Below are 22,915 nucleotides of genomic sequence, written 5' to 3' on the forward strand. Positions count from 1 at the left end.
GGTCTGAAGACTCATCCCTCCACTGCTCAGCCCGCGCCGTCGGTTGATCCCCGCCGACGGTCCGCCGTTTCCATCGTTCCGAGAGGTTGTTCGTGTCGGCCAGCACATCCCGTACGCTCCCTGCGGAGATCGCCGAGTCCGAGTCCGTGATGGCGCTCATCGAGCGGGGAAAGGCTGAGGGGCAGATCGCCGGCGATGACGTACGTCGGGCCTTCGAGGCTGACCAGATTCCGCCAACCCAGTGGAAGAACGTTCTGCGCAGCCTCAACCAAATCCTCGACGAGGAGGGCGTGACGCTGATGGTGAGTGCCGCAGAGGCGCCCAAGCGCACCCGCAAGAGCGTCGCAGCGAAGACCCCGGCCAAGCGCACCGCTACCAAACCGGTCCCTGCCAAGAAGAAGGTCAGCCCGACCCCGGCGGCGACGTCCGAGGCCCCCGCTGTCTCGGCCCCCGCCGACAGCGAGCCCTCGGTGGAGCCTGCCGAGAAGAAGGCGGCGAAGAAGGCCACGGCGAAGAAGGCCACCGCCACCAAGAAGACGGCGGCGAAGAAGACCGCGACGAAGAAGTCCGTGGTCGAGGAGCTCCTCGAAGGAGCCGAGGAGGTCATCGAGGAGCAGCCCCCGGTCAAGCCCGGAAAGCCCGGAGCCGAGGACGGCCCCACCGCGGAGCTGAAGAACGAGAACGAAGGCTTCGTCCTCTCCGACGACGACGAGGACGATGCCCCGGCACAGCAGGTCGCCGCCGCCGGCGCGACCGCCGACCCGGTCAAGGACTACCTCAAGCAGATCGGCAAGGTCCCCCTCCTCAACGCCGAGCAGGAGGTGGAGCTCGCCAAGCGGATCGAAGCCGGCCTCTTCGCCGAGGACAAGCTGGCTGCGGAGGACAAGCTCGCGCCGAAGCTCCAGCGCGAGATGGAGATCATCGCCGAGGACGGTCGGCGGGCCAAGAACCACCTCCTGGAGGCCAACCTCCGTCTGGTGGTCTCCCTCGCCAAGCGGTACACCGGGCGCGGCATGCTCTTCCTCGACCTGATCCAGGAAGGCAACCTCGGCCTGATCCGCGCCGTGGAGAAGTTCGACTACACCAAGGGCTACAAGTTCTCCACCTACGCGACGTGGTGGATCCGCCAGGCGATCACCCGGGCCATGGCCGACCAGGCACGGACGATCCGCATCCCGGTGCACATGGTGGAGGTCATCAACAAGCTGGCGCGGGTCCAGCGGCAGATGCTCCAGGACCTCGGCCGCGAGCCCACGCCGGAAGAGCTCGCCAAGGAGCTCGACATGACCCCGGAGAAGGTCGTCGAGGTCCAGAAGTACGGCCGGGAGCCGATCTCGCTGCACACGCCTCTCGGTGAGGACGGGGACAGCGAGTTCGGTGACCTGATCGAGGACTCCGAGGCCGTCGTCCCCGCGGACGCGGTGAGCTTCACACTCCTCCAGGAGCAGCTCCACTCGGTGCTCGACACCCTCAGCGAGCGCGAGGCCGGCGTCGTCTCCATGCGCTTCGGCCTCACCGACGGGCAGCCGAAGACGCTCGACGAGATCGGCAAGGTCTACGGCGTGACGCGTGAGCGCATCCGGCAGATCGAGTCGAAGACGATGTCGAAGCTCCGTCACCCGTCTCGCTCCCAGGTGCTCCGCGACTACCTGGACTGAGCGCCGAACAGCCGTGTGGGGCCGGAGGGATCACCTCCGGCCCCACACGTGTGCGGTCTCCGGATGCGGTGAACGCGACAGAGTATGACCCTGGGTGTTCACAGAGCTCCGTACAGTCAGGAGGCCGTGGCTCTATGCACACCTTCCGCTCTCACCGCCCCCGCCGGCCGCTGTTGGCCGCTCCGCTACTGGCCGCGTTGACCGGCGCGCTCCTCATACCGCAGACGGGCGAGGCGGCGGCCAAGGACCGCATCGTGGTCGGAGGCCAGGAGGTGAGCACGGCGCAGCATCCCTGGGTGGTGGCTCTGTCGAGCCGCTCGGTCTTCGGACCCAAGCGTTCGGGGCAGTTCTGCGGCGGCGCCGTCGTGGACGCCCACACCGTCGTCACGGCGGCCCACTGCCTGAGCACCAAGGTTCTGGGTGTCGAGCACTCCGAGGTCCGTGACCTCAAGGTGATCAGCGGACGGACCGAGATCAACGGTTCCGCGGGGGAGGAGCTTCCGGTGCGGAAGGTCTGGGTCAACCCGGAGTTCAACGGCAGCAGCGACGTGGGGGATCTCGCGGTGCTCACCGTGGACAAGGGGTTCGCCAAGGACGCCGTGGTCCCGATGGCTGCGGAAGGTGATGCCGCGTACGCGCCGGGCACCGACGCCAGGGTGTACGGCTGGGGGGACACGACGGGCGAGGCCGACTACTCCCCCTCGCTCCGCGCCTCCGACGTACAGGTCCTCTCGGACAGCACCTGCGAGCGCGCCTACACGAGCGGTGGCGAGGCCCGGTACAAGGCGCAGTCGATGCTGTGCGCCGGTGTCACGGGCGGCGGCCGGGATGCGTGCCAGGGGGACAGCGGTGGCCCGCTCGTCGCCAAGGGGCGGCTCGTCGGGCTGGTCTCCTGGGGGGCCGGATGCGGGGAGGCCGGCCAACCCGGCGTCTATACGCGGATCTCCGCCGTGCTGGCGAAGATCAAGGAGCAGAGCTCCTAGCGATCGGACGCGCTACGGGCGGCCGCCCCCGGTGGCTGGGGGGTGGCCGCCCGTAGGTCCGGCTGTGCCGGTCCGAGCTCGTCGGATGCGCGGTCACGGACATGCGGGGCACGCCGCACGTCCGGTCGGGAGGAGCCTCAGCGCTCCTCTTCGCCTGCGGAGGGAGTCGCGGTGAGCTTCTCCGTCTCGTCCTGTATCTCCGCGGCGACCTTCTTGAGCTCGGGCTCGAACTTACGTCCGTGGTGGGCGCAGAAGAGGAGCTCGCCGCCGCTCGTGAGCACCACGCGCAGGTAGGCCTGGGCGTTGCAGCGGTCGCAGCGGTCTTCGGCCGTCAGCGGGGTCGCGGGGGTCAGAACTGTAGTCACGTCGCCTCTTCTCTAGCTCGACGAGCTGTCGTACCTGGGTCAACATCCAACCAGGCCGAAAACGTTCCCGGTGTGGCGCAGATTCCCGAGATTTTTCCCGGGCGGCCGGGATGTTGCCGGGTGGCGGCGAATGGCCGTTGTGCAGGTGGGTCCGTATTCACACTGTGTGCGGTTGTCGTGCTGCGTGCAGTTGTCCGCCTCGGAACCACGACGTCGTTGTTCATGAGGACGTGCCCGGAGCCTAGACGGTTCATGCCCCCTTGGGAACGTGATGTACGCGTCACGAGACGGGTTCTTCGAACAGGTTATCGAGGTTGGGCTAGCATGGCGTCTTCCTGGGTGGCGTATCACGCAGTGTTCAGGGGCTCGGTACCCTCTGACCCGGTAATCCAGCCACCACAAACAGAATTCAGCGAGGAGCGAACCGCGTGACCGCCGACACTCCCGTAGCTTCCGGGGACCCCGTCATGGCCTCCGGCACGGGGAGTTCCGCCCGGGCCTCCGGGGGAAACTCCACGTCGTCCACCGCACTGCTGAGCGGGGCAGAGCGGGAGGGCGGCTCCAATTACACAGCGCGGCACCTGCTCGTCCTCGAGGGGCTCGAAGCGGTGCGCAAGCGGCCCGGCATGTACATCGGTTCGACCGACAGCCGCGGCCTGATGCACTGCCTCTGGGAGATCATCGACAACTCGGTCGACGAGGCGCTCGGCGGCTACTGCGACCGCATCGAGGTCCACCTCCACGACGACGGTTCCGTCGAGGTCAGGGACAACGGGCGCGGCATCCCCGTCGACGTCGAGCCGAAGACGGGACTCAGCGGCGTCGAGGTGGTGATGACCAAGCTGCACGCCGGCGGCAAGTTCGGTGGCGGCTCGTACGCGGCCTCCGGCGGGCTCCACGGTGTGGGCGCCTCGGTGGTGAACGCGCTCTCCTCGCGGCTCGACGTCGAGGTCGACCGGGGGAGCCGTACGCATTCCATCAGCTTCCGCAGGGGCGTCCCCGGTATCTTCACGGAGTCCGGTCCCGAAGCCCCCTTCGACCCGGCGACCGGGATGCTGAAGGGGAAGAAGCTTCCCAAGACGCGCACAGGCACACGCGTGCGCTACTGGGCGGACCGGCAGATCTTCCTGAAGGACGCCAAGCTCTCGCTGGAGACGCTCCATGCGCGCGCCCGGCAGACGGCGTTCCTCGTTCCGGGGCTCACGCTCCTCGTGCGCGACGAGCGCGGGACCGATGGAGCGGAGCCGAGCGAGGAAGTCTTCCGATACGACGGCGGGATCAGCGAGTTCTGCGAGTACCTCGCGCAGGACCGGGCGGTCTGCGACGTCGTGCGCCTGCAGGGCGAGGGCAGCTTCAAGGAGACGGTGCCGGTCCTCGACGACCGGGGGCACATGATCCCGACGGAGGTGCAGCGGAGCCTCGGCGTCGACATCGCGCTCCGCTGGGGCACGGGGTACGACACCACGGTCCGGTCGTTCGTCAACATCATCGCGACGCCCAAGGGTGGGACGCATGTCTCCGGCTTCGAGCGGTCGCTCACCAAGACGGTGAACGAGGCGCTGCGGGCCGGCAAGCTGCTGCGCGTCGCCGACGACGACGTCGTCAAGGACGACGCGACCGAGGGGCTGACGGCCGTGGTGACGGTGCGCCTCGCGGAGCCGCAGTTCGAGGGGCAGACCAAGGAGGTCCTCGGTACCTCGGCCGCGTCGCGGATCGTCGGGCAGGTCGTGGCGAAGGAGCTGAAGAAGTTCCTCACCTCCACGAAGCGTGACGCCAAGGCGCAGGCGCGCGCCGTCCTGGAGAAGATCGCGGCGGCTGCGCGCACGCGGATCGCCGCGCGGCAGCACAAGGAGGCGCAGCGGAGGAAGACGGCGCTGGAGTCCTCGGCGCTGCCGGCGAAGCTCGCCGACTGTCGCAGCGACGACGTCGAACGCGGCGAACTCTTCATCGTCGAGGGGGACTCGGCGCTCGGTACGGCCAAGCTCGCCCGCAACAGTGAGTTCCAGGCGCTGCTGCCGATCCGGGGGAAGATCCTCAATGTGCAGAAGTCGTCGGTCGCGGACATGCTGAAGAACGCCGAGTGCGGGTCGATCATCCAGGTCATAGGAGCGGGTTCGGGTCGCTCCTTCGACATCGACCAGGCCCGCTACGGCAAGGTGATCTTCCTCGCCGACGCGGATGTCGACGGCGCGCACATCCGCTGCCTGCTGCTGACGCTCTTCCAGCGGTACATGCGGCCGATGGTCGAGCAGGGCCGGGTCTTCTCCGCCGTGCCGCCGCTCCACCGGATCGAGCTGACCCGTCCGAAGAAGGGCGAGGAGAAGTACGTCTACACCTACTCGGACAACGAACTCCACCAGACACTGCTGGAGTTGGAGCGCACCGGTACGGCGTACAAGGAGTCGATCCAGCGGTACAAGGGCCTCGGTGAGATGGACGCCGACCAGCTCGCCGAGACGACCATGGACCCGTACCGGCGCACGCTGCGGCGCATCAACATCAGCGATCTGGAGGCTGCCGAGAAGGCGTTCGACCTGCTGATGGGGAGCGACGTCACGCCGCGCAGGGAGTTCATCAGCTCCTCTGCCGCGACGCTCGACCGCTCGCGCATCGACATCTGACGAGCCAACCGGACGCCTCCGCACGGGAGTCGGCCAGCACCGAGCCGTGCGCCCCGACGGGGCGCACGGCTCGGTGCTGCCTGCCGGCCGGGTCGAAGTGAGCGCGCTCGTGCATGCAAGTCACCTGAAGAGGTGAATGATCGGGGATTGTCCTGCCGGCGATCTCGGACTTACGGCAATGCTGGGGCATGCGCATCGAAGACCCCTGGTACGACTCGTTCGCCTCCGACCGGAGCGACCAGGCGCCGCCGACACCCGCCAGTTCCGGGCGTATCGAGGCAGACGGCAGGCACTCCGCCGAGCCGCCTGCCGACGCGCAAGCGGGGGTCGCGTGCGTCACCGGCCCGCAGGCCGCGGGGACGCAACTCCCGCTGTCGGCAGCGGAACCGGAGCGCGAGCGCCGTGCGCGGGAGGCGGTGTACCTCACCGTGCAGCAGAGCCCGGCGTTTCGGCAGGTGCGGAGCCGGTACCGCGGGTTCGCGCTGCCGGCCGGTGCGGCGTTCCTTCTCTGGTACCTCTCCTACGTCGTCGCGGCGACGAGCGCACCCGAGGTGATGGCGAGACCGATCGCCGGCGTCTTCAACGTGGGGATGGCCGCCGGGCTCGCCCAGTTCGCCACCACCTTCCTGCTCACCTGGGCGTACGTCAGGCACGCAGCGCGCCGAAGGGACCCGCTCGCCCTCGAACTCCGGTGGGAGACGCAGGAGATGACCCGCACCGCCGTCCAGGGAGGCGCGCGGTGAGCGGCGGCCACCAGACGTTGACTCTGCTCCTCTTCTGCGCGGTCGTCGCCGCCACGCTCGCCATCACCACCTGGGCGAGCCGTCGCCGCCACGGCTCCCCGGAGGAGTTCTACGCCGGCGGCCGGCTTTTCTCGCCTATGGAGAACGGTTTCGCCCTCGCGGGCGACTACATGTCCGCCGCCTCCTTCCTCGGCATCGCCGGGCTCATCGCGCTCTACGGGTACGACGGCATGCTCTACTCCGTGGGGTTCCTCGTCGCCTGGTTGGTCGTGCTGCTCCTCGTCGCCGAACTTGTCCGCAACTGCGGGAGGTTCACCCTCGCCGACGTCGTCGCGGCGCGGCTGGGCGCGCCGGCGGTGCGCGTGGCGCTCGGCGTCTCCTCGGTGACCGTCTCCGTGGTCTACCTCGTCGCGCAGATGGTCGGCGCCGGGAGCCTCGTCGCACTGCTCGTCGGGCGGACGGGCGCCGCCGAGACGTGGACGGTGCTCGGGGTCGGTGCGCTGATGATCGTCTACGTCTGCTGCGGCGGGATGCGGGCGACGACGTGGATTCAGATCGTCAAGGCCGTGCTGCTGACAGGCGGCGCCGTCGCGCTCACGGTCATGGTCCTCGCGCGGTTCGGCGGCGACCTCGGGTCCCTCCTCGCCTCCGCCGCCGAACACAGCGGCCACGGCGCCGAGTTCCTCGCGCCCGGCCTGCTCTACGGCGGTGGATGGGCCGCGCGCCTCGACTTCGTCAGCCTCGGGCTCGCCCTCGTACTCGACACCGCGGGCCTTCCGCACATCCTCGCGCGCTTCTACACGGTACCGACGGCGCGTGCGGCACGGCGCTCGGTCGTCTGGTCGATCGGGCTCATCGGCGGCTTCTACCTGATGACGATCGTCCTCGGGGCCGGCGCCGCCGCGCTCGTCGGCAGCGGAGCGGTGCGCGCCGACAACGCGGCAGGGAACACGGCGATCCCGCTCCTCTCCGTCGAGTTGGGCGGTGGTGCGGGCTCGGCGGGAGGAGCGGCGCTCTCGGCGATCGTCGCGGCCCTCGCCTTCGCGACGATCCTCGCGGTGGTCGCCGGCATCACCCTCGCCGCCTCGGCCGCGGTCGCGCACGACCTGTGCTCCTCCCTCCGCCGCGCCCGGCGCACCGCACGCAGCGGTGCCGACGAGGTCCGGACGGCGAAGGCCGCGGCCGCCGGCACGGGAGCGGTGGCGGTCGCGCTGGGGCTGCTCGCCAAGGACCTCAACGTCGCCTCGCTCGTGGGGCTGGCCTTCGCCGTGGCGGCATCGGCGAACCTGCCCGCCCTCCTCTACGCGCTCTTCTGGAGCCGGTTCACGACGCGGGGCGCGCTCTGGTCGGTCTACGGCGGCCTCGTCCCCGCGCTGCTCCTCGTCGTGCTCTCACCGGTGGTCTCCGGCAGCGCGCACTCGCTCTTCCCGGGCATGGACTTCGCGTACTTCCCGCTGGAGAACCCGGGGTTGGTCTCCATCCCGATCGGCTTCCTCGCCGGCTGGCTCGGCACCGTCACCGCGCGGGAGCCGTACGATCCGGCGCGGCACGCGGAGACGGAGGTGCGGGCGCTCACGGGCGCGGGTGCGGCGTAGCCGGGCTCAGGCAGTCGTCGAGGTCGGTTCGCCGCTCCGCGCTTGCGGTTCGATCCCGAGGACCTCCTGGCGCACGCCCGGCTCGGGGACGCCCCCGCAGCTGGCGGGGGACGGCGCCCCCTGCACCGTCGCACCGTGCACCAACCACCGCTTGCCTTCCGCGTGTTCGACGGTTGCGGTCCAGCGGGTGCCGTCGCCGCCGGTCTCCAGGACGTCGAGGGCGCCCTCGCGTTCCTCGCCGAGGTGCGCGCGGAGCGCGAGATCCGCCGCCTGACCGGGTCGGTCCCAGGTCGAGCGTCCGCGGCATCCCTCGCCGAGCACCCGGCCGTGGCGGGCGGCCGCCAGCACCCGTCGTGTGGAGTCCGCGGTGGCGCGGCCGTAGGCGTAGCCGAAGGGGAGCACCAGCAGTGTCGGTGCGAAGCGGTGCCCGCCCAGGTGGCTGACCTCCCATACCTCCGCGTCGGCTGTCGCGGAGAGCTCCTCGGCGTGCGGCCGCCCGAGTTGGGCGCAGCACCGGTCCCGGCGTCCGTTGGTGCACACCAGGGCGAGCGGTGCGGCGCTGGTGCGCGGTTCCCACAGCCCCTCGTGGCGACCTGCGCCCAGCGCCGCGAAGTCGAGTGCGGCGAGGTGGTGCGGGGAAGCCAGGGTGGTCGTGCGCACCCACGAGGCGCCGGGCGCGGTGTGTGCGAGGAAGGCACGACGCGGTGCCTCGGTCGCGGTGTGCCGTCCGGTGCTGCGGATCAGTGCGACCCGTACGCCGTGGGGGGCTCCGGCCGATTCGAGGAGGGCGCCCAGCGCCGGGTCGAGGCGGCTCTCGGTGAGGGCCTTCGCGCCCCAGGGGCCCGGTTGTTCGAGGAGCAGCCAGGTCCGCGCGTGCGCTGCGGTGGCGGCGAGCGGCTCGGCGAGGGCGTCGGCCGCGCTCGTACACGTCATCACGGGGCGACCCTAGCCTCCCTCGCATCCGCTCCTCCCGCCCGTCGCACCGGATGCCGGTCGATACGATCGGACGGGTCGCACGCTGCAAGGGCACAAAAGGAAGGCACAAGTGACCGCACGACGCGTACCCGTCCTCGTCCTCGCGGGTTTCCTCGGCTCGGGGAAGACGACGCTCCTCAACCACCTGCTGCGGCGCAGCAGGGGCACGAGGATCGGGGCCGTCGTCAACGACTTCGGGAGCATCGAGATCGACGCGATGGCCGTGAGCGGTCAGGTCGACGCGATGGTCTCGCTCGGCGACGGCTGCCTGTGCTGCGCCGTCGACACCAGTGAACTCGACGATGTCCTGGAGCGGTTGGCCAGGCCGGAGGCGCGGATGGACGTGCTCGTCGTCGAGGCGAGCGGCCTCGCCGAGCCGGAGACGGTGATCCGGATGATCCTCGCGAGCCGCAGTCCGCACCTCAGGTACGCCGGGCTCGTCGAGGTCGTGGACGCGGTCGAGTTCCCCGCCGCGCTGGAGCGGCACCCGGAGTTGGGGCGGCACGTCACCGCTGCCGACCTCGTCGTCCTCAACAAGACGGACCGCGTCGGGGAGGACGAGGCGGAACGGTTGCGCACCGCATTGCAGCGGCGCTCGGGCGGCCCCGTCGTCCGGGCCTCGCACGGTCGCGTCGACCCGGAGCTCCTCTTCGACGCACCCGAGCGGGAGCGCCCCGCCGTGCAGCAACTCTCGTTCGACGAGGTGCTCTACGGGGACGGGGAGTGCGAAGCGGCCGGGGCCCACGACGGGCATCTGCACGCGGCGTACCGCTCCGTCGAGTTCACCGCGGGCGAGCCGCTCGACCCGGGGGCGCTTCTCGCCTTCCTCGACGCCCGGCCGGTGGGCCTGTACCGGATCAAGGGGATCGTCGACTTCGGGCCTGCCGATCCCGGGCGGCGGTACAGCGTCCACGCCGTCGGCGGATTCCTTCGGTTCACGCCCGAGCGGTGGGGTACCGCCGAGGAGCGGGCTACCCGTCTCGTGCTGATCGGCACCGATCTCGACGAGGAACGGCTCCTCTCCGGGCTTCGCGCCTGCGTCGCCGAACCGGATGCGGCGCCCGGGGCGTCGGCTCTGTGGGGCGTCCTCCGCCACACCGACGCCCGGCTCGCCAACGGCGGTGAAGACCCCGACTGGAGCGCGGAGTTTGCCGAACCGCCCGAGCTCGACGCGCCGGCGCCCTAGGGGCGCACGCATGGCGCCCGCGGCCTCCCGCGGGCGCCGGTGCGGATCAGACGGGCCCGGCCACGGCGGCGACCGGCTTGGCGAGCGGCACGCCCGAGCCGTCGCGGCGCGGGTCCGGCTCGGGGAGCTCGGCCGGCGCGCCCGACGCGGTCGCGGCGCGGGCCGGGGACGGGCCGACCCAGGCGAAGGTGAGCCGGTCCTCGCCCTTGAGGAAGCGCTGGCAGCGCACCCCGCCCGTGGCGCGGCCCTTCCGCGGATACTGGTCGAAGGGGGTGAGCTTCGTCGTGCCGAGGGAGTCGGCGAGCGTCCCCTCCGTCCCTGCGACGGTGAAGACCGAGGCGTCGGCCGAAGGGTCGACGGCGCCGAAGAAGAGCGCCCGCGAGCCCTCCGCCAGTTTCACACCGGCGACACCTCCGGCCGGCCGGCCCTGCGGACGCACCTGGCCGGCTTGGTACCGCAGCAGGTGCGCGTTGTCGGTGACGAAGACGAGGTCCTCCTCGCCTGTCCGCAGCTCGACGGCGCCGACGATCCGGTCGTCGCCCTTGAGGGTGATGACCTCCAACTCCTCCTTGTTCGACGGGTAGTCGGGGACGACGCGTTTCACGATCCCCTGCTCGGTGCCTAGGGCGATGCCGGGCGACGACTCGTCGAGGGTGGTGAGGCAGACGAGGCTCTCGCCCTCCTCCAGCGTGAGGAACTCGCTGACTTGGGCGCCGCCCGAGAGGTTCGGCGTGCTCGCCTTCTCCGGAAGCTGCGGAAGGTCGACGACGGAGACCCGCAGCAGGCGCCCGGACGAGGTGACGGCGCCGACCTCGCCCCGCGTGGTGGCGGGGACGGCCGAGACGACGACATCGTGCTTGCTGCGCTTCGCCGACTCCTCGAACGAGGTCTCCCCGTTGGCGGTGCGGGCGAGCAGACCCGTCGAGGAGAGGAGCACGCGGCAGGGGTCGTCGGAGACCTCCAGGGGTACCGAGACGACCGGTGCCTCCGCCGAGTCCAGAAGTTCCGTGCGGCGGGGCGTGCTGAACTTCTTGGCCACGGCGGAGAGTTCGGAGGAGACGACCTTGCGCAGCTCCTTGTCGGATTCGAGGATCTCGGTGAGGCGTGCGATCTCGTCGGTGAGCTTCCCCCGTTCGTCCTCCAGCTCCAGGCGGTCGAACTTGGTGAGCCGGCGCAGCGGGGTGTCGAGGATGTACTGGGTCTGTACGTCGCTGAGCGAGAAGCGCTCGATCAGTGTTGCCTTGGCCTCGGCCGCGTTCTCGCTGGAGCGGATGATCCGGATCACCTCGTCGATGTCGACGAGCGCGACGAGCAGGCCCTCGACGAGATGGAGCCGGTCCCTCCGCTTGGTCCGGCGGAACTCACTGCGCCTGCGTACGACTTCGAAGCGGTGGTCGACGTAGACCTGGAGCAGCTCGCGCAGGCCGAGCGTGAGCGGCTGGCCGTCGACGAGCGCCACGTTGTTGACGCCGAAGGAGTCCTCCATCGGCGTCAGCTTGTAGAGCTGCCCCAGCACGGCCTCGGGGTTGAAGCCGTTCTTCACCTCGATCACCAGGCGCAGGCCGTGCTCCCGGTCGGTGAGGTCCTTGACGTCGGCGATGCCCTGGAGCCGCTTGGCGTTGACGAGGTCCTTGATCTTGGAGATGACCTTCTCCGGCCCGACGGTGAAGGGGAGTTGGGTGACGACGAGCCCCTTGCGGCGTGCCGTGACCTGCTCGACGGAGACGGTGGCGCGGATCTTGAAGGTGCCGCGGCCCTTGGTGTAGGCGTCCTGGATCCCGTCGAGACCCACGATCCGCCCGCCGGTGGGCAGGTCGGGGCCGGGGACGAACCCCATGAGGGTTTCCAGGTCGGCGTTGGGGTGCTTGATCAAGTGACGTGCCGCGGCGATGACTTCGCCGAGGTTGTGCGGCGGCATGTTCGTCGCCATACCGACTGCGATGCCGGACGCCCCGTTGACGAGGAGGTTGGGGTACGCGGCCGGGAGTGTGCCGGGCTCGTTCTGGCTGCCGTCGTAGTTCGGCGTGAAGTCGACCGTCTCCTCGTCGATCGACTCCGTCATGAGGCCGGCGGCCGGAGCAGAGCGGCACTCGGTGTACCGCATCGCGGCGGGCGGGTCGTCGTTGCCGAGCGAGCCGAAGTTGCCGTGGCCGTCGACGAGGGGGAGGCGCATCGTGAACGACTGGGCGAGGCGCACCAGCGCGTCGTAGATGGCGCTGTCGCCGTGCGGGTGCAGACGGCCCATCACCTCGCCGACCACGCGGGCGCACTTGACGTACGAGCGCTCGGGGCGCAGCCCCATCTCGTGCATCTGGTAGAGGATGCGGCGCTGCACCGGCTTCATGCCGTCCCTGGCGTCGGGGAGGGCGCGCGAGTAGATGACCGAGTACGCGTACTCCAGGTAGGAAGCCTGCATCTCGTCGACGACGTCGATGTCGAGGATGCGCTCCTCGAGGTCCACGTCTCCTTGGGAGTTGCTCCCCGAGGCGCCTGCGGGTGCGGGGGATGTGCTGCGGCGGGCCATCGCGGCTGCGGCTCCTTCGTTCTGCGTTCGTCTGCTTCGGTACGGCGGTGTGCGGGATGGTGCGCGGGGTCGGACGCGGTGCACCTGTCGGGCGGCGGGTGTGCCTGCCGTGCCGGCGGCGCGGCGGTGCCCTCGCGGCGGGTGCGGGTGGGCGACGCCGACCATTGTGGCCCGCGCCGCCGACAGCCGGCCCCCCGACCCGGCACACGCGCCCCCGAGCGACCCTCGTGGGCCCCGCGCACGCTCCACGCGCCCTGCCGCGGACGTGCGCCTGCGGTTCCTCGCACAGTTCGCGTTGTCGTACCCGGCACGTACGTTGGTGATCTGCGCGGCGCACTGCCGAAGGCTGGCCGGTAACCGTCGGGGGAGTTCCGGGGGAACTTCGCATCTCTCCCAGGTGGTTGCCTAGAGTGACAGCATCGTCCGCTGCTACGCAGGCGACGTACGCGACAGCGGTGCACGCGATCCCCAGCGTGTTCTTCAGCGAGCGAAGGGACTCCACGCCCATGGGCCACACGCCCCCGCCCTCCTCCGCGCAGCAGGCGCCGACGGGTGGACTCAGCGCCACCGAGCACCGACTCCCCAACGGACTGCGGGTGGTGCTCTCCGAGGACCACCAGACCCCGGTCGCCGCCGTCTGCCTCTGGTACGACGTCGGCTCCCGGCACGAGGTGGAGGGCCGCACCGGCCTCGCGCACCTCTTCGAGCACCTGATGTTCCAGGGCTCCGCACAGGTGGCGGGAAACGGCCACTTCGAGCTGGTCCAGGGCGCCGGCGGCTCGCTCAACGGCACCACCAGCTTCGAGCGCACCAACTACTTCGAGACGATGCCGGCGCACGAGCTCGAACTCGCCCTGTGGCTCGAAGCCGACCGCATGGGCTCGCTCCTCACCGCGCTCGACGAGGAGTCGATGGAGAACCAGCGCGACGTGGTCAAGAACGAGCGCCGCCAGCGCTACGACAACGTCCCCTACGGCACCGCCTTCGAGCGCCTGACGGCGATGGCCTACCCCGAGGGCCACCCCTACCACCACACCCCGATCGGCTCCATGGCCGACCTCGACGCCGCCTCCCTGGAGGACGCTCAAGCCTTCTTCCGCACCTACTACGCGCCGAGCAACGCCGTTCTCTCGGTCGTCGGCGACATCGACCCGGAGCAGACGCTCGCCTGGGTCGAGAAGTACTTCGGCACCATCCCGTCGCACTCCGGCAAGCAGCCGCCGCGCGACGGCTCCCTGCCCGAGGTGATCGGCGCCGAGCAGCGGCAGTTGATCGAGGAGGACGTCCCCTCCCGGGCGCTCATGGCCGCCTACCGCCTGCCCGCCGACGGCACCCGCGCGGGCGACGCCGCCGACCTCGCGTTGACGGTGCTCGGCGGCGGCGAGTCCTCGCGCCTCCACAACCGCCTCGTCCGCCACGACCGCACGGCCGTCGCCGCGGGCTTCGGCATGCTCCGTCTCGCCGGCGCCCCCTCCCTCGGCTGGCTCGACGTCAAGGCGTCGGGCGGCGCGGAGATCGCCGAGATCGAGTCCGCCGTCGACGAGGAACTGCGCCGCTTCGCGGAGGAGGGACCGAGCCCGGAGGAAATGGAGCGCGCCCAGGCGCAGTTGGAGCGCGAGTGGCTCGACCAGCTCGCCACGGTGGGCGGTCGCGCCGACGAACTCTGCCGCTACGCCGTCCTCTTCGGCGATCCCCAGCTCGCCCTCACCGCGACCGCGCGCGTCCTCGCCGTCACGGCGGAGGAGGTCCGCGAGGTCGCGGCCGCACGCCTGCGCCCCGACAACCGCGCGGTCCTCGTCTACGAGCCGACCGAGGCCCCCGCAGCGGACGCCGAAGCGACCGCGCACGACCAGGAGGAGACCGCCCAGTGAGCGAGGCAGCAGGCACCGCGGGTGCCACGATGGAGTTCCACCCGCAGCCGCAGAGCGGCCGCCCCAAGCCGTGGGCCTTCCCGGCACCGGAGCGGGCCCGACTCGCCAACGGGCTCACGCTGTTGCACTGCCAGCGGCCCGGCCAGCAGGTGGTGGCGGTCGAGGTGAACCTCCCCGCCCCGCTCGACACCGAGCCCGAGGACCTCGACGGCGTCGCCACGATCATGGCCCGCGCCCTGAGCGAGGGCACGGACAAGCACGACGCGGAGGAGTTCGCAGCCGAGCTGGAGCGGTGCGGCGCCACGCTCGACGCCTTCGCCGACCACCCGGGCGTCCGCGTCTCGTTGGAGGTCCCCGCCTCGCGCCTTCCGAAGGCGCTCGGCCTCCTCGCCGACGCGCTGCGCGCCCCCGCCTTCCCCGACGCGGAGATCGAGCGCCTCGTCGCCAACCGCCTCGACGAGATCCCGCACGAGCTCGCGAGCCCGGCGCGGCGCGCGGCGAAGGAGCTCTCGCGCCAGCTCTTCCCCGCCGGGTCGCGGATGTCGAGGCCGCGGCAGGGCACCGAGGAGAGCGTCGCACGGATCGACGCGGCGGCCGTCCGCGCCTTCTACGAGGCCCACGTCACCCCGCACACCGCAACGGTCGTCGCCGTCGGGGACTTCGGCGACCTCGATCCGGAGGCCGTCTTCGCCGACACCCTCGGCGCCTGGACGGGCCGGGCGATCGAGCCGCCGCCGATGCCGCCGATCACCGCGGACGACCGCGGACGCGTGGTGATCGTCAACCGCCCGGGGGCGGTGCAGACGCAGCTACTCCTGGGGCGCGTCGGTCCCGACCGGCACGACAGCGTCTGGCCTGCGCAGGTTCTCGGCGTCTACTGCCTCGGCGGCACCCTCACCTCGCGCCTGGACCGGGTGCTGCGCGAAGAGAAGGGATACACGTACGGGGTCCGCGCGTTCGGTCAGGTGCTGCGGTCGGGGCCGGCGTCCGCCGAGGGCGTCTCGGCCGGCGCCTCCCTCCTGGCGATCAGCGGTTCGGTGGCGACCGACGTCACGAAGCCCGCCCTCGCCGACCTGTGGGAGGTGCTCCGCACCCTCGCGGCCGAGGGCCTGACCGACGAGGAGCGCGATACCGCGGTGCGCAACCTCGTCGGCGTCGCCCCACTGCGGTACGAGACGGCCGCGGCCGTTGCCGGCACCCTCGCCGACCAGGTGGAGCAGCACCTTCCGGACGACTACCAGTCCCAGCTCTACACCCGCCTCGCAGAGACGGGGACCGTCGAGGCGACGGCGGCCGCGGTGAGCGCCTTCCCGGCGGACCGTCTCGTGGCGGTGCTCGTCGGCGATGCGGAGCAGATCGCGGCAGGAGTCCGCGAGTTGGGGATCGGCGACGTCGAGATCGTCGACTGAGCCGCAGACCGCGCCGAGGCGGTGGACGGGGACCGGCCCTGCCACCGCCTCCGTCGTCCTCGGCCCTGTGCCGCGCGTCCGTACCGGCGAAGGAATACCGAGGAGAACTCCCCTGCCTCGGCTGTCTTTTCACGCCGTATTCACGCGGACGGAACATGCGGCCCCCGAAACGGCCGCTCGCTGCCCTACAGTTCCGTCATGCCAATTTCCGCGCATTCGGTCTGCGCAGCAATACGCGACGAAATCATCGCGGGCGCGTTTCCACCCGGCAGCAGGCTCACCGAGGACCTGCTCGCGCGCCGGTACGGCGTCTCCCGGGTCCCGGTGCGGGAGGCGCTGCGGACGCTCAACTCCGAGGGTTTCGTGACGACTCGGCCGCACGCGGGCGCCTTCGTCGCCGAGTTGACCTCCCGCGAGGCGGCCGACCTGCTGGATGTGCGCCTGCTGTTGGAGCCGCTCGGCGCCGCGCGTGCGGCGCAGCGCAGGACCGAGGCGCACCTGCGCGTGCTGCGCGGGCTCGTACGCCTCGGCCGCCGCCGCGTCACCCAGGGACACCTCTCCGACCTGCGCCAACTCGGGGACTGGTTCCACGAAACGCTGGCACAGGCCGCCGACAGCAGAGGTCTCGCCGACCTCCTCACGCAACTGCGGAGAAAGGTCGCCTGGCTCTATGCGGTCGAGCCCGCAGCACGGGCGACCGACTGGCAGGAGCGCGGAGCCCTCGTCGACGCGGTAGCGAGAGGCGACGCCGAGCGCGCCCGTGCACTCGCGGCGCGCGAGGCCGAACGCAGCGCGGCGCTCCACCGGTTGCGGCGCGGTGCGCCACTGCGCCCCGAGGGCGTATGACAGCGAGCCGCACGAAACCTGCCGTCAACACGGCGCGCGCTCCTCCGTAACACGAGCCGTATACAAAGGACGGAGAAAGTCCACTCACATGGTTCGTGCAATTCCGACGCCTATGGTTTCGCGCTCGAAATGCAGCGCAATCCTCAAACCGCTTCGGGTAGTTCGTCGAGCCCCTCGGAGACGAGCGTGGCGAGCCGGTCGAGAGCGGATTCCGCCTCTGCTGCGTCGGCATCCTCACCGGTGGCGAGAACGATCTCGTCCCCGCCCTCGGCGCCGAGGGCGAGCACCCCCAGCATCGAAGCGGCGTTGACCGGATCGCCCCCTTCCTTCTTGCGGACGGTGACGGGAATGCCGGACGCAGCGGCGGCACGGCAGAAGATCGAGGCGGGTCGGGCGTGCAGCCCTTCGGCCCAGCCGATGATGACGTGACGCTCGGCCATGGTGTTCCCCTTCGTGCGGCGGTCGGTTCCTGGACGTGCCGGATGCGGCCGGCGGCGACGTGCACCGCCGCCCGCCAAGTCTGGCACGTGCACCTCTGCCCACCGGAGCCGTTCGGCCATGCCCCCGGGTGCCGCAAGGCCCGCTCCGCGAGCCGGCGTCGGACATACCCTTGGATCATGCAGAGCGATGGGGAGGCCGGCGCGCGCCGAGGAACGCAGGAACCGCAGACGTCCGTCTACCCGAGCCACTGGGAGGCCGACGTGGTCCTGCGCGACGGCGGCACGGCCAGGATCAGGCCGATCACGCCGGAGGACGCCGACCGCCTCGTCAGCTTCTACGAGCAGGTCTCGGACGAGTCGAAGTACTACCGTTTCTTCGCGCCCTATCCCCGCCTCTCCGACCGCGACGTCTGGCGCTTCACCCACCACGACTACGTCGACCGGGTCGGCCTCGCCGCCACGGTGGGCGGCGAGTTCATCGCGACGGTGCGCTACGACCGCATCGACGCGACGGGCCGCCCGGCGGCAGCCCCCGCGGACGAGGCCGAGGTCGCCTTCCTCGTCCGCGACGACCAGCAGGGCAGAGGCGTCGCCTCGACCCTCCTCGAGCACATCGGCGCCGTCGCCAGGGAGCGGGGCGTCCGCAGGTTCGCCGCCGAGGTGCTCCCCGCCAACAGCAGGATGATCAAGGTCTTCACCGACGCCGGCTACTCGCAGCGCCGCAGCTTCGAGGACGGCTCCGTCCACCTCACCCTCGACCTGGAGCCGACGGAGCACTCCCTCGCCGTGATGCGAGCGCGTGAGCAACGCGCCGAGAGCCGCTCGGTGCACCGGCTCCTCGCGCCGGGCTCCGTCGCCGTGGTCGGCGTCAGCCGCAGCGGCGAGGGCGCGGGGCACACGGTGCTGGAGAGCCTGCACACCGCGGGTTTCACGGGTCGACTCCACGCGGTCAACCGCGAGTTGGAGCCCTCCCGTGCGGCGGACGCCGAACCGCCGCGCCTCGGCGGAGTGCCCGCGCACCGCTCGATCGAGGAGATCCCGGAGCAGGTCGACCTCGCCGTGCTCGCGGTGCCCGCTGCTTCGGCGGCGTCCGTCGTCGCCGAGTGCGGGCGCGCCGGCGTCCAGGGGCTCACCGTCCTCTCCGGCGACTTCGACCGCGAGGAGCAGCGCGAACTCGTGCGGCTCGCACGGTCGTACGGCATGCGCCTCGTGGGGCCCGACGCCTTCGGGCTGATCAACACGGACCCGGAGGTGCGGCTCAACGCCACGCTTTCGAGGGAGATGCCGCGAGGCGGGCGCATCGGCCTCTTCACCCAGTCCGGAGCGATCGGCATCGCCCTGCTCGAAGCCCTGCACCGCCGCGGCATGGGCCTCTCCTCCTTCGTGTCGGCAGGCAACCGCGCCGACGTCTCCGGCAACGACGTCCTCCAGTACTGGGACGAGGACGACGCGACCGCCGTCGCCCTCATGTACCTCGAATCGATCGGCAACCCGCGGAAGTTCACGCGGCTCGCCAAGCGCACCGCAGCCCGCAAGCCGGTCGTCGTCGTCAAGGGAGCGCGGCACAGCGGCAGCGCGCCCCCACCCGGGCACGCGGCTCCCGTGTCGCGGACGCCGGACGCGACGGCGACGGCCCTGCTGCGCCAGGCCGGCGTGATCATGGCCGAGAGCTACACCGAACTCCTCGACGTCGGCGTCCTCCTCGCCTGCCAGCCGCCGCCGGCAGGGCCGCGGGTCGCCATCCTCGGCAACACGCAGGCGCTGGGCCTCCTCACCTACGACGCCTGCCTCCTCGACGGCCTGCGTCCGGGCGCGGTCGTCGAACTCGCCGCCGACGCGGGCCCCGCCGACTTCGGTACGGCCCTGCGCGAGGCCCTCCGCGACCCGGAGTCCGACGCCGTCGTCGTCACCGCGATCCCCTCGGTCGCGACGGGCGTCCCCGGCGACCCGCGCGGCGCCTCCGCCGAGCTGGCCGACGCACTCGCCGAGGCGGCTCAGGGCGCGGGGAAGCCGGTCGCCGTCGTCCACCTCGCGCTGGAAGGGCTCGACGAGTCGCTCGCCGAGCACTCCCTCCCCTCCTACCCGACGCCCGAGCGCGCGGCGCACGCGCTGGCGGAGGCAGTGGGCCACGCACGCTGGCGCCGCACCGCTGCCGGTGCCGGACTCGTCCCCGAGTACGACGTGGACGAGGCGGAAGCCGCCCGCATCCTCCATGGCGCCGTGGAGCGGTTCCAGGCGCACGACCCGGCCGCCGCGCCCCCCGAGCCGCCCGGCCAGGGCACCCCCGGAGCCGAGGCACCTTCCCGCCCGGGCCCCGGCCGCCCAGGTCCCGGACTCCCCAGCCGCAGCCACCCGCTCGAACCGGCCGAGACAGCACGGCTGTTGGACGCGTACGGCATCCCCGTACGCACCGCGCTCCCGGCTCCCGACCCCGACGCCGCGGCAGCGGCCGCCCGCACGCTCGGCTACCCCGTCGCGCTGAAGACGACGGCACCGCACCTGCGCCACCGCTCCGACCTCGGCGGCGTCCGCCTCGACCTCGCCGACGAGGACGACCTGCGCCGCGCCTACACCGAGCTCACCGAGGCGCTCGGCGGCCCGGCCGAACTCCGGCCTGTGATCCAGCAGATGGCGCCCAGGGGTGTCGACACCGTCGTCCGCGCCGTCCTCGACCCCTCGATCGGCGCCGTCCTCTCCTTCGGCCTCGCGGGACCGCCCTCCGAGCTCCTCGGCGATGTCGGCTACCGCCTCGTGCCCGTCACCGACACCGAGGCGGCGGACCTGGTGCGAACGATCAAGTCCGCGCCGATCCTCTTCGGCTGGCGCGGTGCCCAGCCCGTCGACACCGCGGCGTTGGAGGAGCTGCTGCTGCGCGTCTCGCGGCTCCTCGACGACCATGCGGAGATCGTCGGCGTCGATCTCGACCCGGTGGTCGTCGCCCCCAGGGGCCTCACCGTCCTCGGCGCCGCCGTGCGCTTCGCGCCCCCCGAGCCCAGCGCCGACCTCGGTCCGCGGCGCCTACCGGTGTATTGAACCGGGCGCTCCGCACGAGCCGGCGGACGGTCGCCAACCGGGAGCTTTCGGCACCCGCTGTGGGCCGTAGGATGGCCCACATGGCGAAGACCGGTACGACGACGCAGGGGCTGCGCGCGGCGATCGAGCGCAGCGGCTACTACCCGGCCCTCGTAGCCGAGGCAGTCGAGGCTGCGGTGGGCGGCGAGGCGGTTGCCTCGTTCCTCGTCCACCAGGAGACGACCTTCGATTCCAACGAGGTCCGACGCCACGTCACCGTGCTCGTCCTCACCGGCACGCGTTTCCTCGTCAGCCACACCGACGAGCAGGCCGCCGACGGCACCTCGCCCTCGCCCTACGCCACCACCTCGACCGAGTCGGTGAAGCTGGAGCGGATCTCCTCGGTCGTCCTCTCCAGAGTCGTCGCCAACCCCGAGTCGTACACCCCTCGCACCCTGCCGCGCGAGGTCGTCCTCACCATCGGCTGGGGCGCCGTCTCCCGCCTCGACCTGGAGCCGGCGACCTGCGGCGACCCCAACTGCGAGGCCGACCACGGCTACACGGGCTCCTCCACGGCCGACGACCTCTCGCTCCGGGTGAGCGAGGCAGGCGACGGCCCCGACACCGTCCGGCAGACGCTCGACTTCGCGCAGGCGCTCTCCGAAGCCACCGCAGGCACCGGCCGGTGATCGACCCCGCCGCCGCCCACGACCCGGTACCGCTCGACCCGGCCACCGTCCCCGTCCCGAGGTACGGCACCGCCTCCCTCGCCGACCTGCTGCCCACCGCGGCGGCGGGGCTGGGCGTTCCCGGTCTTGCGCCAAGCCTGCCCGTCGAGCCGGCCGACCGCGTCTGCGTCTTCCTCGTCGACGGCATGGGCTGGGACCTCCTGCGCCGGCACCCGGCGGAGGCCCCCTTCCTCACCTCGCTCCTCGACACCTCGCTCGGCTCCACCGGCACCCCCCTCACCGCGGGCTTCCCCTCGACGACCGCCACCTCGCTCGCCTCCGTCGGCACCGGCCTCCCGCCCGGCGTCCACGGCCTTCCCGGGTACACGGTCCTCGACCCGGAGGAGAACCGGCTGATGAACCAGCTCCGCTGGCAGCCGTGGACCGACCCGTACCGCTGGCAGCCCCACCCGACGGTCTTCCAGCGCGCGGCGGCCGCAGGCGTCGCCACCTGCCAGGTGACGGCGCCGCACTTCGAGGAGACGCCGCTCACCCGGATCGCGCTCTCCGGCGGGCAGTTCTTCGGCCGCCTCTCCGGCGAGGACCGCATGGACGTCGCAGCCGAGCAGCTCGCCGCGGGCGACCGCTCCCTCGTCTACACCTACTACGCCGACCTCGACGGCAACGGACACCGCTACGGCGTCGACTCGGACGCCTGGCGCGGCCAGCTCCAGTACGTCGACCGCCTCGCCGAGCGCCTCGCCGAACAACTCCCGCCCCGCTCGGTCCTGTACGTCACGGCCGACCACGGCATGGTCGACGTCCCCCGCACCCCCGAGGCGCGCCACGACTTCGACGAGGACTGGGAGTTGAGCGCGGGCGTCGCCCACCTCGGGGGCGAGGGCCGGATGCGGCACGTCTACGCGGTGCCGGGCGCCGCCGGAGACGTGCACGCCGTCTGGCGCGAGGTGCTCGCCGACGACGCGTGGGTCGCCACCCGCGAGGAGGCCGTGGCGCTGGGCTGGTTCGGGCCGGACGTCGAGGAGCGGGTGCTGCCGCGGTTGGGGGACGTCCTGGTGGTGATGAGCGGTGTCGGCGCGGTCGTCGCGAGCGAGCGCGAGCCGAAGGAGTCCGCGCTCGTGGGCATGCACGGTTCCGCCACCCCCGCGGAACAGCTAGTTCCGCTCCTTGAGGTGCGCGGCTGAGGCAGGCTCACAGCAGCCGGCGGCTGATCACGCTGAAGTGGGCGCCCTCGGGGTCGGCGAGCGTCGCCGTCCGCCCGTACGGCGACTCGTGCGGAGGCCGGACCGTGCGGCCGCCGAGGCGCACGGCCGTGCTGACGGCCGCGTCCGGGTCCTCCACGGCGAAGTACGTCTTCCAGTGCGGCCCGCGGTCCCGCGGCAGCCGGTCGCCCACGCCGAGGACTCCCGCGATCGGCTGCCCTTCGAGGCGGAGCGTCAGGTAGTCGGGCGCGGACTCCTCGGCGAGCGCCTCGTGGCCGAAGACCTGGCGGTAGAACGCCTCTGCCGACCACGCCTCCCGGACGATCAGTTCGTACCAGACGGGGATTCCCGTGACGCCGACCTCCGCGACCCGCCACCCGAATCTCCGCGTCCCCTCCCAGACGCCGAAGGCGGCGCCCGCGGTGTCCGAGGCGATCACCACGCGCCCCTCCGACTCCCATTCGACCGGGCCCACCGCGACCGTGCCGCCGTGATCGCGGACCTCGGCGGACGTGGCGTCGGCGTCATTGCTCGCCCAGAACGGCAGCCACGTCACACGTAGCTGCTCGGTGCCGGCCTGTCGCTCGCTCATGCCGGCGACCGGCTCCCCCTTCACGTAGGCACGTACGTACGGGCCGAGCCCACCGGGGCCGGACTCGAACTCCCAACCGAAGAGCCCTCCGTAGAACTCCTGTGCCGCCGCGAGCCCGCGGACCGGGAGGCTCACCCAGCAGGGGGCGCCCGGCGCGGGGGTGGGATGGTCGGCAGCCTCGCTCATGCTTTGCTCCTCATCACG

Annotated in this window: 17 protein-coding genes; 12 read left to right on the forward strand and 5 right to left on the reverse strand. The window is 71.7% G+C overall.

Features of this window, described 5'->3' with window-relative positions; translation table 11 throughout:
• Positions 1-92: 92 nt before the first annotated feature.
• The gene (locus tag F603_RS0117585) at positions 93-1,658 is read left to right on the forward strand and encodes an RNA polymerase sigma factor (protein WP_019547294.1); all 1,566 of its coding nucleotides are present in this window, start codon (positions 93-95) and stop codon (positions 1,656-1,658) included.
• Between the two features lie 134 nt (positions 1,659-1,792).
• The gene (locus tag F603_RS0117590; protein WP_019547295.1) at positions 1,793-2,641 is read left to right on the forward strand and encodes a S1 family peptidase; all 849 of its coding nucleotides are present in this window, start codon (positions 1,793-1,795) and stop codon (positions 2,639-2,641) included.
• Positions 2,642-2,778: 137 nt separating this feature from the next.
• Here the strand turns inward: F603_RS0117590 and F603_RS0117595 are convergent, their stop codons facing one another.
• Positions 2,779-3,006, reverse strand: a complete 228-nt coding sequence (locus F603_RS0117595; RefSeq protein WP_019547296.1) for a DUF7455 domain-containing protein — start codon at positions 3,004-3,006, stop codon at positions 2,779-2,781.
• 467 nt (positions 3,007-3,473) lie between these two features.
• Between F603_RS0117595 and F603_RS0117600 the strand changes: the two genes are divergently transcribed.
• From F603_RS0117600 to F603_RS0117610, 3 genes are all read left to right on the forward strand, one after another.
• Positions 3,474-5,627 (forward strand): DNA gyrase/topoisomerase IV subunit B, encoded by a 2,154-nt coding sequence (locus F603_RS0117600; protein ID WP_051096265.1) that lies wholly within the window; start codon positions 3,474-3,476, stop codon positions 5,625-5,627.
• Between the two features lie 188 nt (positions 5,628-5,815).
• Entirely contained in the window at positions 5,816-6,370 is a 555-nt protein-coding gene (locus F603_RS0117605) for a DUF485 domain-containing protein (protein WP_019547298.1), read from the forward strand.
• Positions 6,367-7,965, forward strand: coding sequence for a solute symporter family protein (locus F603_RS0117610; protein ID WP_019547299.1), 1,599 nt, complete (start codon positions 6,367-6,369; stop codon positions 7,963-7,965). The genes F603_RS0117605 and F603_RS0117610 overlap by 4 nt, the downstream gene beginning before the upstream one ends.
• A 6-nt stretch (positions 7,966-7,971) precedes the next feature.
• Here F603_RS0117610 and F603_RS32310 read toward each other — a convergent pair whose 3' ends face one another.
• Positions 7,972-8,898 carry a ferredoxin family protein gene (locus F603_RS32310; RefSeq protein ID WP_019547300.1) on the reverse strand — a complete coding sequence of 309 codons (927 nt, stop codon included), beginning with the start codon at positions 8,896-8,898 and terminating at the stop codon, positions 7,972-7,974.
• A gap of 112 nt (positions 8,899-9,010) precedes the next feature.
• On the opposite strand from F603_RS32310, the gene F603_RS0117620 reads away from it, so the two are divergent.
• Positions 9,011-10,126, forward strand: a complete 1,116-nt coding sequence (locus F603_RS0117620; protein WP_019547301.1) for a CobW family GTP-binding protein — start codon at positions 9,011-9,013, stop codon at positions 10,124-10,126.
• 46 nt (positions 10,127-10,172) lie between these two features.
• On the opposite strand, the gene F603_RS0117625 is transcribed toward F603_RS0117620, so the two are convergent.
• Positions 10,173-12,650, reverse strand: a complete 2,478-nt coding sequence (locus F603_RS0117625) for a DNA gyrase/topoisomerase IV subunit A (protein WP_026328504.1) — start codon at positions 12,648-12,650, stop codon at positions 10,173-10,175.
• A gap of 506 nt (positions 12,651-13,156) precedes the next feature.
• Here F603_RS0117625 and F603_RS0117630 point away from each other — a divergent pair.
• The 3 genes from F603_RS0117630 (at position 13,157) to F603_RS0117640 (ending at position 16,776) form a co-directional block, all read left to right on the forward strand.
• Complete coding sequence (locus F603_RS0117630) at positions 13,157-14,521, forward strand: M16 family metallopeptidase (RefSeq protein ID WP_019547303.1); 1,365 nt, start codon at positions 13,157-13,159, stop codon at positions 14,519-14,521.
• Between the two features lie 29 nt (positions 14,522-14,550).
• Entirely contained in the window at positions 14,551-15,930 is a 1,380-nt protein-coding gene (locus tag F603_RS0117635; protein WP_051096267.1) for a M16 family metallopeptidase, read from the forward strand.
• Positions 15,931-16,128: 198 nt separating this feature from the next.
• Positions 16,129-16,776 (forward strand): GntR family transcriptional regulator, encoded by a 648-nt coding sequence (locus tag F603_RS0117640; protein WP_019547305.1) that lies wholly within the window; start codon positions 16,129-16,131, stop codon positions 16,774-16,776.
• A 143-nt stretch (positions 16,777-16,919) separates the two neighbouring features.
• Here F603_RS0117640 and F603_RS0117645 read toward each other — a convergent pair whose 3' ends face one another.
• Positions 16,920-17,216: an HPr family phosphocarrier protein gene (locus tag F603_RS0117645; protein WP_019547306.1), complete on the reverse strand. Its 297-nt coding sequence runs from the start codon at positions 17,214-17,216 to the stop codon at positions 16,920-16,922.
• 177 nt (positions 17,217-17,393) lie between these two features.
• Between F603_RS0117645 and F603_RS0117650 the strand changes: the two genes are divergently transcribed.
• The 3 genes from F603_RS0117650 (at position 17,394) to F603_RS0117660 (ending at position 22,101) form a co-directional block, all read left to right on the forward strand.
• Positions 17,394-20,249 (forward strand): bifunctional acetate--CoA ligase family protein/GNAT family N-acetyltransferase, encoded by a 2,856-nt coding sequence (locus F603_RS0117650; protein WP_019547307.1) that lies wholly within the window; start codon positions 17,394-17,396, stop codon positions 20,247-20,249.
• A gap of 80 nt (positions 20,250-20,329) precedes the next feature.
• Positions 20,330-20,917: a DUF5998 family protein gene (locus F603_RS0117655; protein ID WP_019547308.1), complete on the forward strand. Its 588-nt coding sequence runs from the start codon at positions 20,330-20,332 to the stop codon at positions 20,915-20,917.
• Positions 20,914-22,101: an alkaline phosphatase family protein gene (locus tag F603_RS0117660; RefSeq protein WP_019547309.1), complete on the forward strand. Its 1,188-nt coding sequence runs from the start codon at positions 20,914-20,916 to the stop codon at positions 22,099-22,101. Before F603_RS0117655 ends, F603_RS0117660 begins: the two co-directional genes overlap by 4 nt.
• Before the next feature lie 7 nt (positions 22,102-22,108).
• Here the strand turns inward: F603_RS0117660 and F603_RS0117665 are convergent, their stop codons facing one another.
• Complete coding sequence (locus F603_RS0117665) at positions 22,109-22,897, reverse strand: VOC family protein (protein ID WP_019547310.1); 789 nt, start codon at positions 22,895-22,897, stop codon at positions 22,109-22,111.
• Positions 22,898-22,915: the final 18 nt, after the last annotated feature.

This window comes from Streptomyces sulphureus DSM 40104 (genome assembly GCF_000381025.1).
Taxonomy (GTDB): Bacteria; Actinomycetota; Actinomycetes; order Streptomycetales; family Streptomycetaceae; genus Streptomyces; species Streptomyces sulphureus.